Annotated in this window: 13 protein-coding genes; 12 read left to right on the top strand and 1 reads right to left on the bottom strand. The window is 62.5% G+C overall.

Going from position 1 to position 14,414, the window contains the following annotated elements; translation table 11 throughout:
* Positions 1–3: 3 nt before the first annotated feature.
* On the bottom strand, positions 4–267 hold the full coding sequence (gene rpsT / locus I6L38_RS15910; RefSeq protein WP_005308808.1) for a 30S ribosomal protein S20: 264 nt from the start codon (positions 265–267) through the stop codon (positions 4–6).
* A 191-nt stretch (positions 268–458) separates the two neighbouring features.
* Here rpsT and murJ point away from each other — a divergent pair, with 191 nt between their 5' ends.
* The 12 genes from murJ to tppA all read left to right on the top strand — a co-directional run bounded on the left by murJ (position 459) and on the right by tppA (position 14,412).
* Positions 459–2,024, top strand: a complete 1,566-nt coding sequence (murJ, locus tag I6L38_RS15905; protein ID WP_010635140.1) for a murein biosynthesis integral membrane protein MurJ — start codon at positions 459–461, stop codon at positions 2,022–2,024.
* A 142-nt stretch (positions 2,025–2,166) separates the two neighbouring features.
* Positions 2,167–3,141, top strand: coding sequence for a bifunctional riboflavin kinase/FAD synthetase (gene ribF / locus I6L38_RS15900; RefSeq protein WP_005308812.1), 975 nt, complete (start codon positions 2,167–2,169; stop codon positions 3,139–3,141).
* The gene (ileS, locus tag I6L38_RS15895; protein ID WP_043169261.1) at positions 3,141–6,002 is read left to right on the top strand and encodes an isoleucine--tRNA ligase; all 2,862 of its coding nucleotides are present in this window, start codon (positions 3,141–3,143) and stop codon (positions 6,000–6,002) included. Before ribF ends, ileS begins: the two co-directional genes overlap by 1 nt.
* Entirely contained in the window at positions 6,002–6,505 is a 504-nt protein-coding gene (lspA, locus tag I6L38_RS15890; RefSeq protein WP_017763995.1) for a signal peptidase II, read from the top strand. The genes ileS and lspA overlap by 1 nt, the downstream gene beginning before the upstream one ends.
* Positions 6,502–6,954, top strand: a complete 453-nt coding sequence (gene fkpB, locus I6L38_RS15885) for an FKBP-type peptidyl-prolyl cis-trans isomerase (RefSeq protein ID WP_043169257.1) — start codon at positions 6,502–6,504, stop codon at positions 6,952–6,954. The genes lspA and fkpB overlap by 4 nt, the downstream gene beginning before the upstream one ends.
* Positions 6,954–7,889 (top strand): 4-hydroxy-3-methylbut-2-enyl diphosphate reductase, encoded by a 936-nt coding sequence (gene ispH, locus I6L38_RS15880; protein WP_024942017.1) that lies wholly within the window; start codon positions 6,954–6,956, stop codon positions 7,887–7,889. The genes fkpB and ispH overlap by 1 nt, the downstream gene beginning before the upstream one ends.
* 258 nt (positions 7,890–8,147) lie before the next feature.
* A complete protein-coding gene (gene tppE / locus I6L38_RS15875; protein WP_043169253.1) occupies positions 8,148–8,651 on the top strand; it encodes a type IVa pilus pseudopilin TppE in 504 nt (167 codons plus the stop codon).
* On the top strand, positions 8,648–9,061 hold the full coding sequence (gene tppB, locus I6L38_RS15870; protein WP_005308826.1) for a type IVa pilus pseudopilin TppB: 414 nt from the start codon (positions 8,648–8,650) through the stop codon (positions 9,059–9,061). The genes tppE and tppB overlap by 4 nt, the downstream gene beginning before the upstream one ends.
* Positions 9,058–10,152: a PilW family protein gene (locus tag I6L38_RS15865; protein ID WP_043169251.1), complete on the top strand. Its 1,095-nt coding sequence runs from the start codon at positions 9,058–9,060 to the stop codon at positions 10,150–10,152. The genes tppB and I6L38_RS15865 overlap by 4 nt, the downstream gene beginning before the upstream one ends.
* A 10-nt stretch (positions 10,153–10,162) precedes the next feature.
* Positions 10,163–10,639, top strand: coding sequence for a PilX N-terminal domain-containing pilus assembly protein (locus I6L38_RS15860; protein WP_005308830.1), 477 nt, complete (start codon positions 10,163–10,165; stop codon positions 10,637–10,639).
* 9 nt (positions 10,640–10,648) lie between these two features.
* Positions 10,649–14,002: a pilus assembly protein gene (locus tag I6L38_RS15855; protein WP_043169250.1), complete on the top strand. Its 3,354-nt coding sequence runs from the start codon at positions 10,649–10,651 to the stop codon at positions 14,000–14,002.
* Positions 14,003–14,010: 8 nt separating this feature from the next.
* Complete coding sequence (gene tppA / locus I6L38_RS15850) at positions 14,011–14,412, top strand: type IVa pilus pseudopilin TppA (protein WP_010635132.1); 402 nt, start codon at positions 14,011–14,013, stop codon at positions 14,410–14,412.
* Positions 14,413–14,414: the final 2 nt, after the last annotated feature.

The following is a 14,414-nucleotide window of genomic DNA, read 5'->3' as shown; positions in this document are numbered from 1 at the left end:
TGATTAAGCCATAGCTTTGATCTGGGCAGACAGGCGGCTCTTGTGACGAGCAGCTTTGTTCTTGTGGATCAGGCCTTTGGTCGCCATACGATCCATGATCGGCTGAGCAACAGCGAAAGCGGCAGTCGCAGCAGCCTTGTCGCCGGAGGCGATGGCAGCGATGACTTTCTTCAGGTAGGTACGGGTCATGGAACGACGGCTGGCGTTGTGCTGACGACGTTTCTCTGACTGAAGAGCGCGCTTCTTAGCAGATTTGATGTTAGCCAAGGTAAAACTCCTAAAACTGTCTTAGCGAGTGTATTGAAAAGGCCCGGAAATATGCCTTCTCAACCACATATTGTCAAATGATTTGTGCAAATAAACACCGCCCCCCGGTGGTGTGTCAGGTGGGAGACGGTTAAACTGTCGGCCGATTCTATCAGCATTCTTTTCATTCCGACAGTTCCAGAGGCCTCGTCTTGAGTAAGAAATTGATCAAATCCGGCATGATAGTGTCCGGAATGACGTTGGCGTCCCGCGTGATGGGCTTGGTTCGCGATGTGGTCATCGCCAATCTGCTTGGCGCCGGGGTGGCCGCAGACGTCTTCTTCTTTGCCAACCGCATTCCCAACTTTCTGCGCCGCCTGTTCGCCGAAGGTGCCTTCAACCAGGCCTTTGTTCCCGTGATGACGGAGTACAAGAAAAAGGGCGACGAGAGCGAAGTGCGCGAGTTGCTGGCTGCGGTGGCGGGCACCCTGGGGGGGATCGTTACCGTGGTCACCCTGCTCGGGGTGCTGGGGTCAGGCGTGCTGACCGCCCTGTTTGGTTGGGGCTGGTTCTGGGACTGGCTGCACGGCGGGCCGGCGGCCGAGAAGTTCGAGATGGCCAGCCTGATGCTCAAGATCACCTTCCCCTACCTCTGGTTCATCACCTTCACCGCCATGGCGGGGGCCATTCTCAACACCTTCGGTCGCTTCGGGGTCTCCTCCTTTACCCCTATCTTTCTCAACATCACCATGATTGCCGCCGCCTGGTGGATTTCACCCTGGCTCGACAACCCCGAGCTGGCGCTGGCCATCGGTGTCTTCCTCGGCGGTCTGGTGCAGTTCCTGTTCCAGTTCCCCTTCCTGCGCCAGCTCAACATGCTGGTGTGGCCCAAGTGGGGTTGGCACCACCCGGGGGTGGTGAAGATCCGTACCCTGATGATCCCGGCCCTGTTCGGGGTCTCGGTCAGCCAGATCAACCTGCTGGTCAACACCATGCTCGCCTCCTTCCTGGCGACCGGTGCCATCAGCTACCTCTATTACTCGGATCGGCTGCTGGAGTTCCCGCTCGGCATGTTCGGCGTCGCCATCAGCACCGTCATTCTGCCGGCGCTGGCCAAGAAGCACGTGGATGCCGACCCGGCCGACTTCTCCCGTACCATGGACTGGGGGGTGCGGATGGTGATGCTGCTCGGCCTGCCGGCCATGGTGGGCATCGCCGTGCTGCGCGAGCCCATCCTGCGGGTGCTGTTCATGCGCGGCGAGTTCGGCCTGCACGAAGTGAGCATGTCGAGCGCCAGTTTGCTGGCATCGACCACGGGCTTGCTGTCGCTGATGCTGATCAAGGTGCTGGCGCCGGGCTACTACGCCCGCCAGGATACCCGCACGCCGGTGCGGATCGGGATGATCTCGATGGCGGCCAACATGGTCTGCAACCTGCTCTTCATCTATCCGCTCGGCTACGTGGGGCTGGCCCTCTCGACCGCCTGCTCGGGCACGCTGAACGCGGCTTTGCTGTTCAGGGGGCTCCATCAGCAGAGCGTCTACCGCCCGTCCCGTCACACCGGGGTATTCTGTCTCAAACTGCTGACCGCCAGCCTGCTGATGGGGGGCGTGCTCTTGTACCTCTCGCCGGATCTGGCCCAGTGGGGCGCCTGGCACATGAGCAAGGCGACCATGCAGCTGGCCATGCTGCTGGTCGTGGGGGGGGCCATCTATGCCGGTGTCCTGCTGGCGCTTGGGATCCGGCCAAGAGATCTGAGAGCGGGGCGGGACGACTGAGTCAGCCCCTGCGGCGAGATAGCCCCGCCTGAACCTGTTGTCGGGGCGGAGCGGCTGAAATCGGGTCAGCAACAGGGCTGACCCGGCGTGCCGCCTGATATATAATCCGGCGATTTTCATAGCAGCAAAGCACAAGGCACTGATGGAGCTTATCCGCGGTATTCACAATATCAAGCCCCGTCACCGGGGGTGTGTATTGACCATTGGCAACTTTGATGGGGTCCATCAGGGTCATCATGCCGTGCTGGCTCGCTTGCAGGAAAAGGCCGCCCAGCTCGGCCTGCCGGCCTGCGTCATGCTGTTCGAACCCCAGCCGCTGGAGCTGTTTGCCGGCGCTGCGGCGCCGGCCCGCCTCAGCCGCCTGCGGGAGAAGTACGAGGCGCTCAAGGGGATGCAGATCGATCGCATGCTCTGCGTGCGCTTCAACCACCGCTTTGCCGAGCAGTCCGCCACCACCTTCATCGAGCAGCTGCTGGTGGAGAAACTCGGCGTGCACTATCTGGTGGTCGGCGACGATTTTCGCTTCGGCAAGGGGCGGGAAGGGGACTTCCACCTGCTGGAGGAGGCCGGCCGGCGCTTCGGCTTCGAGGTGATCAGCACCCAGAGCTTCCAGTTGTCCCGTCAGCGGGTGAGTAGCACGCTGGTGCGCGAGGCCCTCGCGGCTGGCCGGATGGCGGAGGTGGAGCTGATGCTCGGCCGTCCCTATACCATCAGCGGTCGGGTGGCTCACGGTGAAAAGCTGGGCCGCACCATAGGTTTTCCCACCGCCAATCTGGCCCTCAAGCGTCAGGTGATCCCGGTCGGTGGCGTGTTCGCGGTGGAAGTGATATGTTCCGGCAAGACCTTCCCCGGTGTCGCCAATGTGGGTGTACGGCCGACCTTGAGCGGTACACAAGCCAGATTGGAAGTACATCTATTTGATTTTTCTGGCGACCTTTATGGTCAACAGGTCAAGGTGCTGCTTCGCCACAAGCTGCGCGAAGAGCAGAAGTTTGCCTCTTTCACCGCCTTGAAAGAGCAGATCGAACGAGATGCCCTGGCGGCCCGAGCCTGGTTCGGGCTGCCACAATTTCATTTACCCAGCACTCTTTTAGAAAAGAAGGGAACCCAGGACTGATGAGCGACTATAAACACACCCTGAATCTTCCGGAAACCGAGTTTCCGATGCGTGGCGATCTGGCCAAACGCGAACCCAACATGCTGAAACGTTGGTACGATCAGGATCTTTACGGCGCCATTCGCCGCGCCAAAGCGGGCAAGCCTTCGTTCATTCTGCACGATGGCCCCCCCTATGCGAACGGCAGCATTCACATCGGTCACTCGGTCAACAAGATCCTCAAAGACATCATCATCAAGTCCAAGGGCCTCTCCGGCTTCGACTCCCCCTATGTGCCAGGCTGGGACTGCCACGGTCTGCCCATCGAGCTGAAAGTGGAAGGCATGGTCGGCAAGCCGGGCGAGAAGGTTTCCGCCGCCGAGTTCCGCGCCGAGTGCCGCAAATACGCCAAGACCCAGATCGAAGCGCAGAAGACCGACTTCATCCGTCTGGGCGTGCTGGGTGACTGGGAACACCCCTACCTGACCATGGATTTTGGCACCGAAGCCAACATCATCCGCTCCATGGCCAAGATCGTTGAAAACGGCCACCTGCACAAAGGCTCCAAGCCGGTGCACTGGTGTACCGATTGCGGCTCCGCGCTGGCTGAAGCCGAGGTGGAGTACTACGACAAGAACTCCCCCTCCATCGACGTGCGCTTCAAGGCCGTCGACGAGGCTGCCGTGGCCGCCAAGTTTGACTGCGCCGAAGGCCACACCGGCAAGGGACCCCTCTCTGCCGTGATCTGGACCACCACCCCGTGGACCCTGCCGGCCAACCGCGCCATCGCCATGCACGCCGATCTCGACTATGCGCTGGTGCAGGTCGAGAGTGACAATCCCGAGCGTCTGATCCTGGCCGCCGAGCTGGTGAAGGACGTGATGGATCGCGCCGGCATCGAGCACTTCCACAACCTGGGCTACGCCAAGGGCGCGGCGCTCGAGCTGCTGCGCTTCAACCACCCCTTCTACAGCTTCGACGTGCCTGTGGTGCTGGGTGATCACGTCACCCTGGACGCCGGTACCGGTGCGGTGCACACCGCCCCTGGCCACGGTCAGGAAGACTTCGTGGTCGGTCAGAAGTACGGTCTGGAAGTGGCCAACCCGGTTGGCAGCAACGGCGTCTATCTGCCGGATACCGAACTGTTTGCCGGCCAGCACGTGTTCAAGGCCAATGCGGCCGTGGTCGAGGTGCTGACCGAGCGTGGCGCCCTGCTGCACCACAAGGTGTTCAACCACTCCTACCCGCACTGCTGGCGTCACAAGACCCCGATCATCTTCCGTGCCACCCCCCAGTGGTTCATCAGCATGGAGCAGAAGGGTCTGCGCAAGCGCGCCCTGGAAGAGATCGAGCGTATCGAGACTCAGGGCATCGCCGAACACGGCCAGAGCGGTTGGGTCCCGGCCTGGGGCAAGAATCGCATCCAGGCGATGGTCGAGAACCGTCCTGACTGGTGCATCTCCCGTCAGCGTACCTGGGGCGTGCCCATCTCCCTGTTCGTCCACAAGGATACCCAGGCGCTGCACCCGGATTCCGTGCGCCTGATGGAAGAGGTGGCCAAGCGGGTCGAGCAGTCCGGCATCCAGGCCTGGTGGGATCTGGACAAGGCCGAGCTGCTGGGCGCGGACGCCGACAACTACGAGAAAGTGCCCGATACCCTGGACGTCTGGTTTGACTCCGGCTCTACCCACGCCTCCGTGGTCGACGCCCGTCCCGAGTTCAACGGCAAGCCGGCCGACATGTATCTGGAAGGCTCTGACCAGCACCGTGGCTGGTTCATGTCCTCCCTGATGATCGGCGTTGCCATGAAGGACAAGGCCCCCTACAACCAGGTGCTGACTCACGGCTTCACCGTGGACGGTCAGGGCCGCAAGATGTCCAAGTCCATCGGCAACGTGGTGAGCCCGCAGGACGTGATGAACAAGCTGGGTGCCGACATCCTGCGTCTGTGGGTCGCCAGCACCGACTACACCGGCGAGATGACCGTCTCCGACGAGATCCTCAAGCGCTCCGCCGACGCCTATCGTCGTATTCGCAACACCGCCCGCTTCCTGCTGGCCAACCTGAACGGCTTCAATCCGGCGACCGACATGGTGGCACCGGCCGACATGGTAGTGGTGGATCGTTGGGCCGTAGGCCGTGCCAAGGCGGTACAGGCCGAGATCATGGCCGCGTTCGACGAGTACAACTTCCACGGCGTGACCCAGAAGCTGATGCAGTTCTGCTCCATCGAGATGGGCTCCTTCTATCTGGACGTCATCAAGGATCGTCAGTACACCGCCAAGGCCGACAGCCTGGCCCGTCGCTCCTGCCAGACCGCCCTCTATCACATCGCCGAAGCCATGGTGCGCTGGATGGCGCCCATCATGAGTTTCACCGCCGACGAGATCTGGGCCCTGCTGCCGGGCGAGCGCGGCGAGTTCGTGTTCACCGAGGAGTGGTACGACGGCCTGTTCGGGCTGGAAGCGGGCGAAGTGCTGAACGACGAGTTCTGGGCCGAGATCCTCACCGTGCGCGGTGAAGTGAACAAGGCGCTGGAAGTGGCCCGTGGCGAGAAGCGCATCGGCGGTTCTCTGCAGGCCGAGCTGACTCTGTTCGCCAAGCCTGAGCTGGCTGCGCGTCTGAACGCCCTGGCCGATGAGCTGCGCTTCGTGCTGCTCACCTCCAAGGCCAAGGTGGTCAGCGTCGATGCCGCACCGGCTGAGGCCGTGGCAACCGAGCGCGATGACCTGTGGCTGAGCGTGGCCCAGTCTGCCGCCGCCAAGTGCGACCGCTGCTGGCACCATGTGGAAGACGTGGGCACCATCGCGGGCCACGAAGAGATCTGTGGCCGCTGCGTCACCAACGTCGAGGGTGACGGCGAAACTCGTCAATTTGCCTGATGAACATGACTCAACATAAAAGCGGCCTGCGTTGGCTGTGGCTGGCGGTGCTGGCCTTCGTACTGGACCAGGCGAGCAAGCTCGCCGTGGTCAAGCTGCTGCCGTTTGGCTATCCGGGGGTGGAGATCACCCCCTTCTTCAACCTGGTCCACGTCTACAACAAGGGGGCTGCTTTCAGCTTCCTGGCGGATCAAGGCGGCTGGCAGCGCTGGTTCTTCGCCGTGCTGGCGTTCGCCATCTGCGGCCTGCTGATCCACTGGCTGCGCAAGCAATCCGTCACCCAGCGCTGGAGCGGCATCGCCTACTCGCTGATCATCGGCGGGGCGCTCGGCAACGTGTTTGACCGGCTGGTGCTGGGTCATGTGGTCGACTTCCTCGACTTCTACTGGCAGCGCGCCCATTGGCCGGCGTTCAATCTGGCCGACAGCTTCATCTTCATCGGTGCCGCCATGATCGTGCTGGACGGCTTGCGTGGCGAGAAAAAACAGGACGCAAACTCATGAGTCAGCTGATTGCTGCGGACAGCAGCGTACTGTTCCATTTCGCCATCAAGCTGGAAGACGGCTCGGTGGCCGACAGCACGGCGCTGCACGGCAAGCCGGCCCGTCTGCGGATGGGCGACGGCAGTCTGACGCCGAGCTTCGAGCAGTGCCTGCTGGGGCTGCGCGAAGGGGAGAGCAAGAGCTTCACCCTGGCGCCGGAAGAGGCCTTTGGCCTCTCCAACCCCGACAACATCTACCATCTGGACCGCGCCAAGTTCGGCGCCGATGTGGAGCCGAAAGTCGGCACCATCATACTGTTCGACCAGCCCAACGGCAGCGAGCTGCCGGGTATCGTCCGGGCGGTGGCAGGGATGTCGGTGACGGTCGATTTCAACCACCCCTTGGCCGGTCACACCGTCACCTTCGAGGTGGAGATCCTGGGGGTTGATGACGAGGAGAAGGTGCTCTGATGGATATCCTGCTCGCAAATCCCCGCGGCTTCTGTGCCGGTGTCGACCGCGCCATCAGCATCGTCGAGAGTGCGCTGGAGAAGTTCGGTGCCCCCATCTATGTCCGTCATGAAGTGGTGCACAACCGCTACGTGGTGAACAAGCTCAAGGAGGCGGGCGCCGTCTTCGTCGAGGAGCTGGATGAGGTGCCGGACGACAGCATCGTCATCTTCTCCGCCCACGGCGTCTCCAAGGCGGTACGCGAGATGGCCAAGTCCCGCGCGCTCAAGGTGTTCGATGCCACCTGTCCGCTGGTGACCAAGGTGCACATGGAGGTCCATCGCGCCAGCCGCAAGGGCTCCGAAGCCGTGCTCATCGGCCACGCCGGCCACCCTGAGGTGATCGGTACCATGGGGCAGTACGAGAATCGCGAGGGCGGCATGTATCTGGTGGAGACGCCGGCAGACGTGGCCAAACTCAAGGTGAAGAACCCGGACGATCTCTGCTTCGTGACCCAGACCACCCTCAGCGTGGATGAGACCTCGGACGTGATCGATGCATTGCGGGCTCACTTCCCCAAGATCCAGGGGCCGCGCAAGGATGACATCTGCTACGCCACCCAGAACCGCCAGGATGCGGTGCGGGAGATGGCCGGGCTGGTGGACGCCATGCTGGTGGTGGGGTCGCGCAACTCCTCCAACTCCAACCGCTTGCGGGAGCTGGCCGAGAAGGTGGGCGCCAAGGCCTACCTCATCGACGACGCCTCCATGATCGAGGCCGGTTGGCTGGCGGGAGTCAAGGCGATCGGTGTCACCGCCGGTGCCTCCGCGCCCGAGGTGCTGGTGCAGTCCGTCATCACCCGTCTGCGCGAGCTGGGCGGCAAGGTGGTGGCCGAACACCCCGGTCGTGAAGAGAACGTGGTGTTTGAAGTGCCGCCGGAACTGCGCATCCTGTGAGCGATGCGTCCCCTGCGGGACTACACCGTCTCTGATTGAGCCACCTCCAGCGAGGTGGCTTTTTCATGGGTGATTCTTATGGCTCTTGTTGGCCGCTTTGCCGTGAGATCGCAGCGAAATTTGATGATGTATGTCCAAGATTTGAGTAGATTGAATTGCAAGCGAAGGTTCGCGGCCTAGACTGCTGATGAACTTATCACCGGCTTGATGGCAGATGGATGTGCAGCCGGCCCCCCGACAAAATCAGAGCGAAACAGGATGTTTTTGCGTTCAGGTTTTAGCCTCATCGAGCTGATGGTCACCATTGCGCTCGTCTCTATCCTGCTGACGCTGGGAGTCCCCTCCTTCAGCGCGATAATGCGCAACATGACGTTGACCAGCCAGGCCAACAACTTCGTGGCCGCCATCAACCTTGCCCGCTCCGAAGCCATTCGCCGCAATACGGCGGTCACCCTCTCCGCCTCCACCAGCAATCTGACCCAGAACCACTGGGAATCGGGTTGGCAGATCTGGGTCGACAGCAACGGCAACGGCACTCTGGACAACGGCGAGTTGCTGCGACTCTTTCCCGACATGGGGGCAGGCACCCTGGTCGGCAATACGTCGCTGGTACGTTTCAGTGGCAATGGCTTTCTCGATGGTCGCGCCCAGGCGGCGCTGGTGTTTTCCCTGCAGCCGCCCGACTGCGCGCAGGAGGCATCGCGCGACATCACGATCACCCCGGCCGGCCGCCCTTCAATCACGGAGACCAGCTGCATATGAAGCACCAGCAAGGCGTCTCGCTGCTTGAAATCATGATCGCCGTGCTGGTGTTGTCGATCGGCATCCTCGGCATGGCGACCCTGCAGTTGCAGGCACTCAAGAGCAACCAGTCGGCCCTGACCCGGACCGAGGCGACCCAGTTTGCCTACATGATCACCGACATGATGCGGGCCAACCGCAGCGCGGCTCTGCTCGGCCAGTACAACGTCGGCCTGGGGGAGGCGGTCTCCGGCAGCTCGATGGCGATACAGGATGTGCAGTACTGGAAACAGGCGCTCGGCGGCCTGCCCGGCGGTGATGGGGCCATTGCCGTGAGTGCCGGACAGGCGACCATCACCATCCAGTGGGATGCCAGCCGGCTGGCCACCGAGCCTGCGCTGCGCAGCATGACCCTGAGGACGGATCTGTGAACGGGCGGCGCACCTTGCTGCGCCAGGCCGGTGTCGGTCTGGTGGAGGTGATGATCGCCCTGCTGCTGTCGCTGCTGACGGTCGGGATCATCATTCAGGTGCTGCTTGGCAACCACAAAACCTACCTGACCGGTGAGGCCATCGCCCGGGTGCAGGAGGACAGCCGGTTTGCCGTCAACCTGCTGCAACAAGAGCTGCGGATGGTGGGTTACCAGGGCTGCCTCAGCAAGCAGGGGGTCAACATCACCAATACCCTCAACGGGGCGACGGCACTGCCCTACAACTTCACCGTCTATCTGCGCGGCTATGACAATGTCACGGCGACGCTGCCTGCGCCGTTGTCGGCCCTGTTTACCTCGGCAGAGCCCAAACCCAAGCCGGGAACCGACGTGCTGCTGGTGCAGGGGCCTACCGGCAGCGGTGTGCCGGTGACCCGCAACAACAGTGCGGCCCAGCTGTTCGTGCAGCAACTCTCCAGCAAGGCCAACTACTGCGGCACTGGCAAACAGGGCTACAGCGACCTGTGCGAGGGGGACATCGTCATGGTCTCCGACTGCCAGAAGGCGCGGATCTTCCAGATCACCCAGACCCAGGTGGTGGGGGGGGGCAGCGAGGTCAACATCGGCCACTCCAACGACAACAAATACACCCCGGGCAATGCCGTCAGCTCCTGGGGCGGGGCCAGCAGCCCGGTCGAAGAGCGCTTCGGCGCCGGTTCGGTATTGAGCCGGATGGAAACCCGGGTCTATTACATCGCCCGTCCCTCGGCCGGCGCGCCCTATGCCCTCTATCGCAAGAGCGGGCTGGGGGCGGGCATGCCGCTGGTGGACGGGGTCACCGACATCCAGCTGACCTTCGGTGAGGATCAGAACCGGGATCGGGCGGCGGATCGTTACGTGAGTGCCGCCAGCAACCCGAACTGGGACAATGTGCTGGGGATCGGCGTTCAGCTGTTGATGCGCAGCAACCAGGGCAATGTGGTGTCGGATCCGCAGGCCATCAGCTTCGCCGGCGCGACCTTCCAGGCAACCGACAGCCACTGGTACTGGGTGGCCGAAACCACGGTCGCCTTGCGCAACCGGCTGCCATGAGGAGGGAGGCATGATGGGGCGACAAGGGGGAATGGCACTGGTGATCAGCCTGATTTTTCTCGCGGTAGTGAGCCTGCTGGCGATGGCCAGCATGCAGAGCGCCCTGCTGCAGGAGAAGATGGCGGGCAACCAGAAGGAGTCGCAACAGGCGCTGCAGGCGGCAGAGGCGGCACTGCGCGCTGCCGAGCGCTATCTGGAGGCAGGCAACTCAGGCCCCTACGACAACAGCGCCGGCCTCTATGAGTTCGTCAGCGTGGCGGTGGATCCCGCTTCTCCCTCCACGGCCTGGCGTACCTATGCCAATAGCGGGCTGGCGGGACGGGCCCCAGAGTACTTCATCGAGCGGCTGCCCTACACCCAGAGCAGCAACGAGAGCCTGGCGGTGGACGAACCCATCAGCGAGCGCCGTCTTTATCGCATCACGGCTCGGGGATTCGGCCTCTCGGACGAGAGCCGGGTGCTGTTGCAATCGACCTACAGCCGCTAGGAGGGAACCATGCGTGCATCTGGCTACGGATTTTGTGCCCTGTTGCTCTGCACCCAGGTGCAGGCGGCGCTCGACATCGCCCAGGTTCCCCTCTATCTCGGCACCCGGGCCGAACCCAACATCATGTTCAGTCTGGATGACTCCGGCTCGATGCACTTCGAGCTGATGCCGGAGGATTTGATCGAAAACAGCGCTCGCTACGTCTATCCCCGTGCCGACAACGTCTATGGCAGCGAGGACTATGACAACCGGACCGTGACCTTCACCAGCAACAACGATCGCAACGCCTACACCCGCTCGAGCAACAACAACAAGCTCTACTACAACCCCTTGCTGAGCTACCGCCCCTGGGCCAAGGCGGACGGTACCCTGATGGCGAATGCCAGCATCAGCTGCGCGCCGCACAACCCCTTCAACATCGCCGCCGGCTGTCGCGACCTGACCAAGAACAACCGCTCGAAGTCGTTGCGCTACTACACCGGGTTCTCCTCCAGCGACTACAACGATGACGAGACCTTCTGGCCCGCCGTCTATTTCGCCTACAAGGGCAGCGGTGACGTAAAGAGGGCGAGCAGTTATACCCGGGTCGAGATAAAGTCGGGCAGCACCTATGGCGGGCGTCCCAATCGCAGCGACTGCAAGAGTGCTCCTGTCTGTACCTATGAGGAGGAGATTCAGAACTTCGCCAACTGGTACACCTACTATCGCTCCCGGATCCTGGCTGCCCGGGCCGGGGTCGGTCGTGCCTTCGCCAGTCAGGGACAGGCCCTGCGGGTGGGGTTTGCCACCATCAATGCCAGCGGCAGCGTGATCCGCGGGGTGGCGCCCTTCTCCGGCACCGATCGCAGCGCCTTTTTCAGCGACCTCTACAGCCGCGACATTCCGGCCGCCGGCACGCCGCTGCGCACCAGCCTGAAGGATGTGGGGGAGTATTTCTCCCGCACCGACAACAATGGCCCCTGGGCGGCCAGCGCCGGCAGCACCTTGCCCCACCTCACCTGCCGGCAGAGCTACAACATCCTGATGACCGATGGCTACTGGAACGGGGATACCCCCTCAGTAGGGGATCTGGACAAGGATGGCTACAGCAATACCCTGGCCGACGTGGCCTACAAGTACTGGAAAACAGACCTGCGTGCCGATCTGGCCGACAAGGTGCCGACCAGCACGGTAGATCCCGCCAACTGGCAGCATCTGGTCAACTTTACCGTGGGGCTCGGGGTCAACGGGTCGCTCAATCCGGCCAACGGCATCCCGAACAGCTGGCCCAATCCCCATGATCCGGATGACAAGGAGTACAAGAACGCGACCTACATTCCGGAGTACAAGATCGATGACCTGTGGCACGCGGCGCTCAACAGCAAGGGCAGCTTCTTCAGCGCGGGTGATCCCGACGTCTTTGCCGCGGCCCTGAGCAGTACCCTGGCCCAAATTGCGGCACGCAACAGCTCCGCCAGTTCGGTGACCGCCAACGCCACCCGGCTGGACAGCAATACCCACATCTATCAGGCCCGCTACAACAGTGGCGACTGGTCCGGGCAGCTCATCTCCATTCCGCTCAACAGCGACGGCTCGCTGGGCAACATGGCCTGGGATGCCGCAACCCAGATCCCTGCCCATACCGCCCGCAGCCTCTTCACTCGCCAGAACGGGGTCGGCATTCCCTTCACCTGGGCCGATCTCAACGCCACCAATCGCGCCCTGTTCAACCTCGCCGGTGACAACCAGGGGGAAAACCGGGTCGCCTACTTGCGCGGTGATCGCAGCCGTGAGCAGAGCAATGGCGGCCTGTTTCGCAGCCGCAGCGACCTGCTGGGGGACATCATCAACTCGGATCCCGTCTATGTCGGCAACCGGGACTACGGCTATGGCAGCGCCACCGGCCTGACCCAGGCCGAGCGGGAGGGCTACCAGAATTTCCTTGGCTCGACGGCCATCAGTCGCCGTACTCCCATGCTCTACGTGGGGGTCAACGACGGCATGCTGCACGGTTTTCGGGTCGCCAACGGGGTGGAGACGCTGGGCTACATCCCGGCCAGCCTGCTGGGGGATCTGAGCCTGCTGACCAAGCCGGATTACAGCCACCGCTACTATGTGGACGGTACGCCCAAGGTGGGGGATGCCTATCTTGGCAGCAGCTGGAAAACCGTGCTGCTGGGGTCGACCGGCGCCGGTGGCAAGGCGGTCTTTGCCATCGACGTGACGGCCCCCGACAACTTCACCGCCGACAAGATGTTGTGGGAGTTTACCAACGCCGAGATGGGGGTAGCGCTGGCTGCGCCGACCCTGGTCCGGGTGAAGTCCGGCAACAAATGGGTGGCGCTGGTGGCCAACGGCTACAACAGCACCAGCCAGACCGCCCGGCTGTTTGTGCTGGATCTGGCGACCGGCGCAGTGATCAAGGAGATAGATACCCAGGTGGGCTCGGCCAGCGAACCCAATGGCCTCTCATCCCCCCTGCCGGTAGACGAGGACGGCGATCGGGTGGCGGACTATGTCTATGCCGGCGATCTGCAGGGCAATCTGTGGAAATTCGACCTGACCGACAACAACAGCGCCCAGTGGGGGAGTGCCTTCAAGACCGGCAACAAGCCAAAACCGCTGTTTCAAGCGTGTAACGGGACCTGCTCTGCCAGCACGCGCCAGCCCATCACCATGCGCCCGCTGGCCATCCGCCATCCCAAGGGGGGCATCATGGTGCTGATGGGAACCGGCAGCTATTTCACCAATGACGACAAGCTGTTGCCGGCAACCCCCAGGCTGGAGGCCGTCTACGGCATTTGGGATGCGGGGGCGACCGTGCTCGCCAGCCAGTTGCAGCAGCAGAGCATCACTCACGAATACTCCGCCAATGGCACCACCATCAAGTTCAACGTGAGGGTGGTCTCCAACACGGCGGTCAACTACACCAGTCAGAAAGGGTGGTATCTGGTACTGAAGTCCCCTGCGTTGAGCAAGGGGGTAGGGGAGAGAGCCGTTTCGGAGATGCTCTACCGCAACAAACGGCTGATCTTCAATACCCTGATCCCCTCGGCGGATGCTTGTGACTTTGGTGGACGCTCCTGGCTGATGGAGCTGGATCCTGTCTCGGGGGCGCGTCTGAGCTACTCGGTGTTCGACGTCAATGGCGATGGGGCCGTCAACGATGACGACTATGTGGGGATCAAGGACGGCAGCGGCAACGACATCAAGGTGCCGGTCAGCGGCAAGCAGTTTGACGAGCTCACCACGACGCCGAGCGTGGTGGAGGATGCCGACATGGAGCGCAAGTACATCAGCGGTTCCAGCGGCAATATCTCGGTCACGCTGGAAGAGGGGGCGGGTGACCTTGGGGGTCGCCAGTCCTGGTTGCAACTGGAGTAGAGGTGGAGATGGCGCGTGGATTTTCCCTGCTGGAGCTGATGATTGCTGTAGCCGTGATGGCGATTCTGACCCTGATTGCCTACCCCAGCTACAACAGCTACATGGCATCGGCCAAGCGGGCCGAGGCCAAGGCTGCCCTGCTAGAGGCGGCGCAATACATGGAGCGGCAGTTTACTGCCGATGGCAACTATGATGGCGGCAATCTGGCCTCAGCCGGACTGGCCACCTTGCCCAGGGATGGCGGGGCTGCCTATTACAATCTGGCGCTCAATGCCAGCGGCGCCCGCTATACCCTGACGGCGATCCCGACCGGGGTGATGAACGGCGACCCCTGCGGCTTGCTGACTCTGGATCAGGGGGGGCAGCAGGGGGTGTCGATGGCCAGCATGACGGCCGCCGAGTGCTGGTAATA

It is taken from the genome of Aeromonas sp. FDAARGOS 1408, from assembly GCF_019048665.1.
Classification (GTDB): domain Bacteria; phylum Pseudomonadota; class Gammaproteobacteria; order Enterobacterales; family Aeromonadaceae; genus Aeromonas; species Aeromonas dhakensis.
The sequence above is the reverse complement of the archived record's forward strand: the minus strand, read 5'-3'. Positions and strand labels throughout refer to the sequence as shown.

Coding starts and splice junctions, on each gene's coding strand:
- ribF (WP_005308812.1), top strand. CDS start 2,167: ATGGAGCTTATCCGCGGTATTCACAATATCAAGCCCCGTCACCGGGGG.
- ileS (WP_043169261.1), top strand. CDS start 3,141: ATGAGCGACTATAAACACACCCTGAATCTTCCGGAAACCGAGTTTCCG.
- lspA (WP_017763995.1), top strand. CDS start 6,002: ATGAACATGACTCAACATAAAAGCGGCCTGCGTTGGCTGTGGCTGGCG.
- fkpB (WP_043169257.1), top strand. CDS start 6,502: ATGAGTCAGCTGATTGCTGCGGACAGCAGCGTACTGTTCCATTTCGCC.
- ispH (WP_024942017.1), top strand. CDS start 6,954: ATGGATATCCTGCTCGCAAATCCCCGCGGCTTCTGTGCCGGTGTCGAC.
- tppE (WP_043169253.1), top strand. CDS start 8,148: ATGTTTTTGCGTTCAGGTTTTAGCCTCATCGAGCTGATGGTCACCATT.
- tppB (WP_005308826.1), top strand. CDS start 8,648: ATGAAGCACCAGCAAGGCGTCTCGCTGCTTGAAATCATGATCGCCGTG.
- I6L38_RS15860 (WP_005308830.1), top strand. CDS start 10,163: ATGATGGGGCGACAAGGGGGAATGGCACTGGTGATCAGCCTGATTTTT.
- I6L38_RS15855 (WP_043169250.1), top strand. CDS start 10,649: ATGCGTGCATCTGGCTACGGATTTTGTGCCCTGTTGCTCTGCACCCAG.
- tppA (WP_010635132.1), top strand. CDS start 14,011: ATGGCGCGTGGATTTTCCCTGCTGGAGCTGATGATTGCTGTAGCCGTG.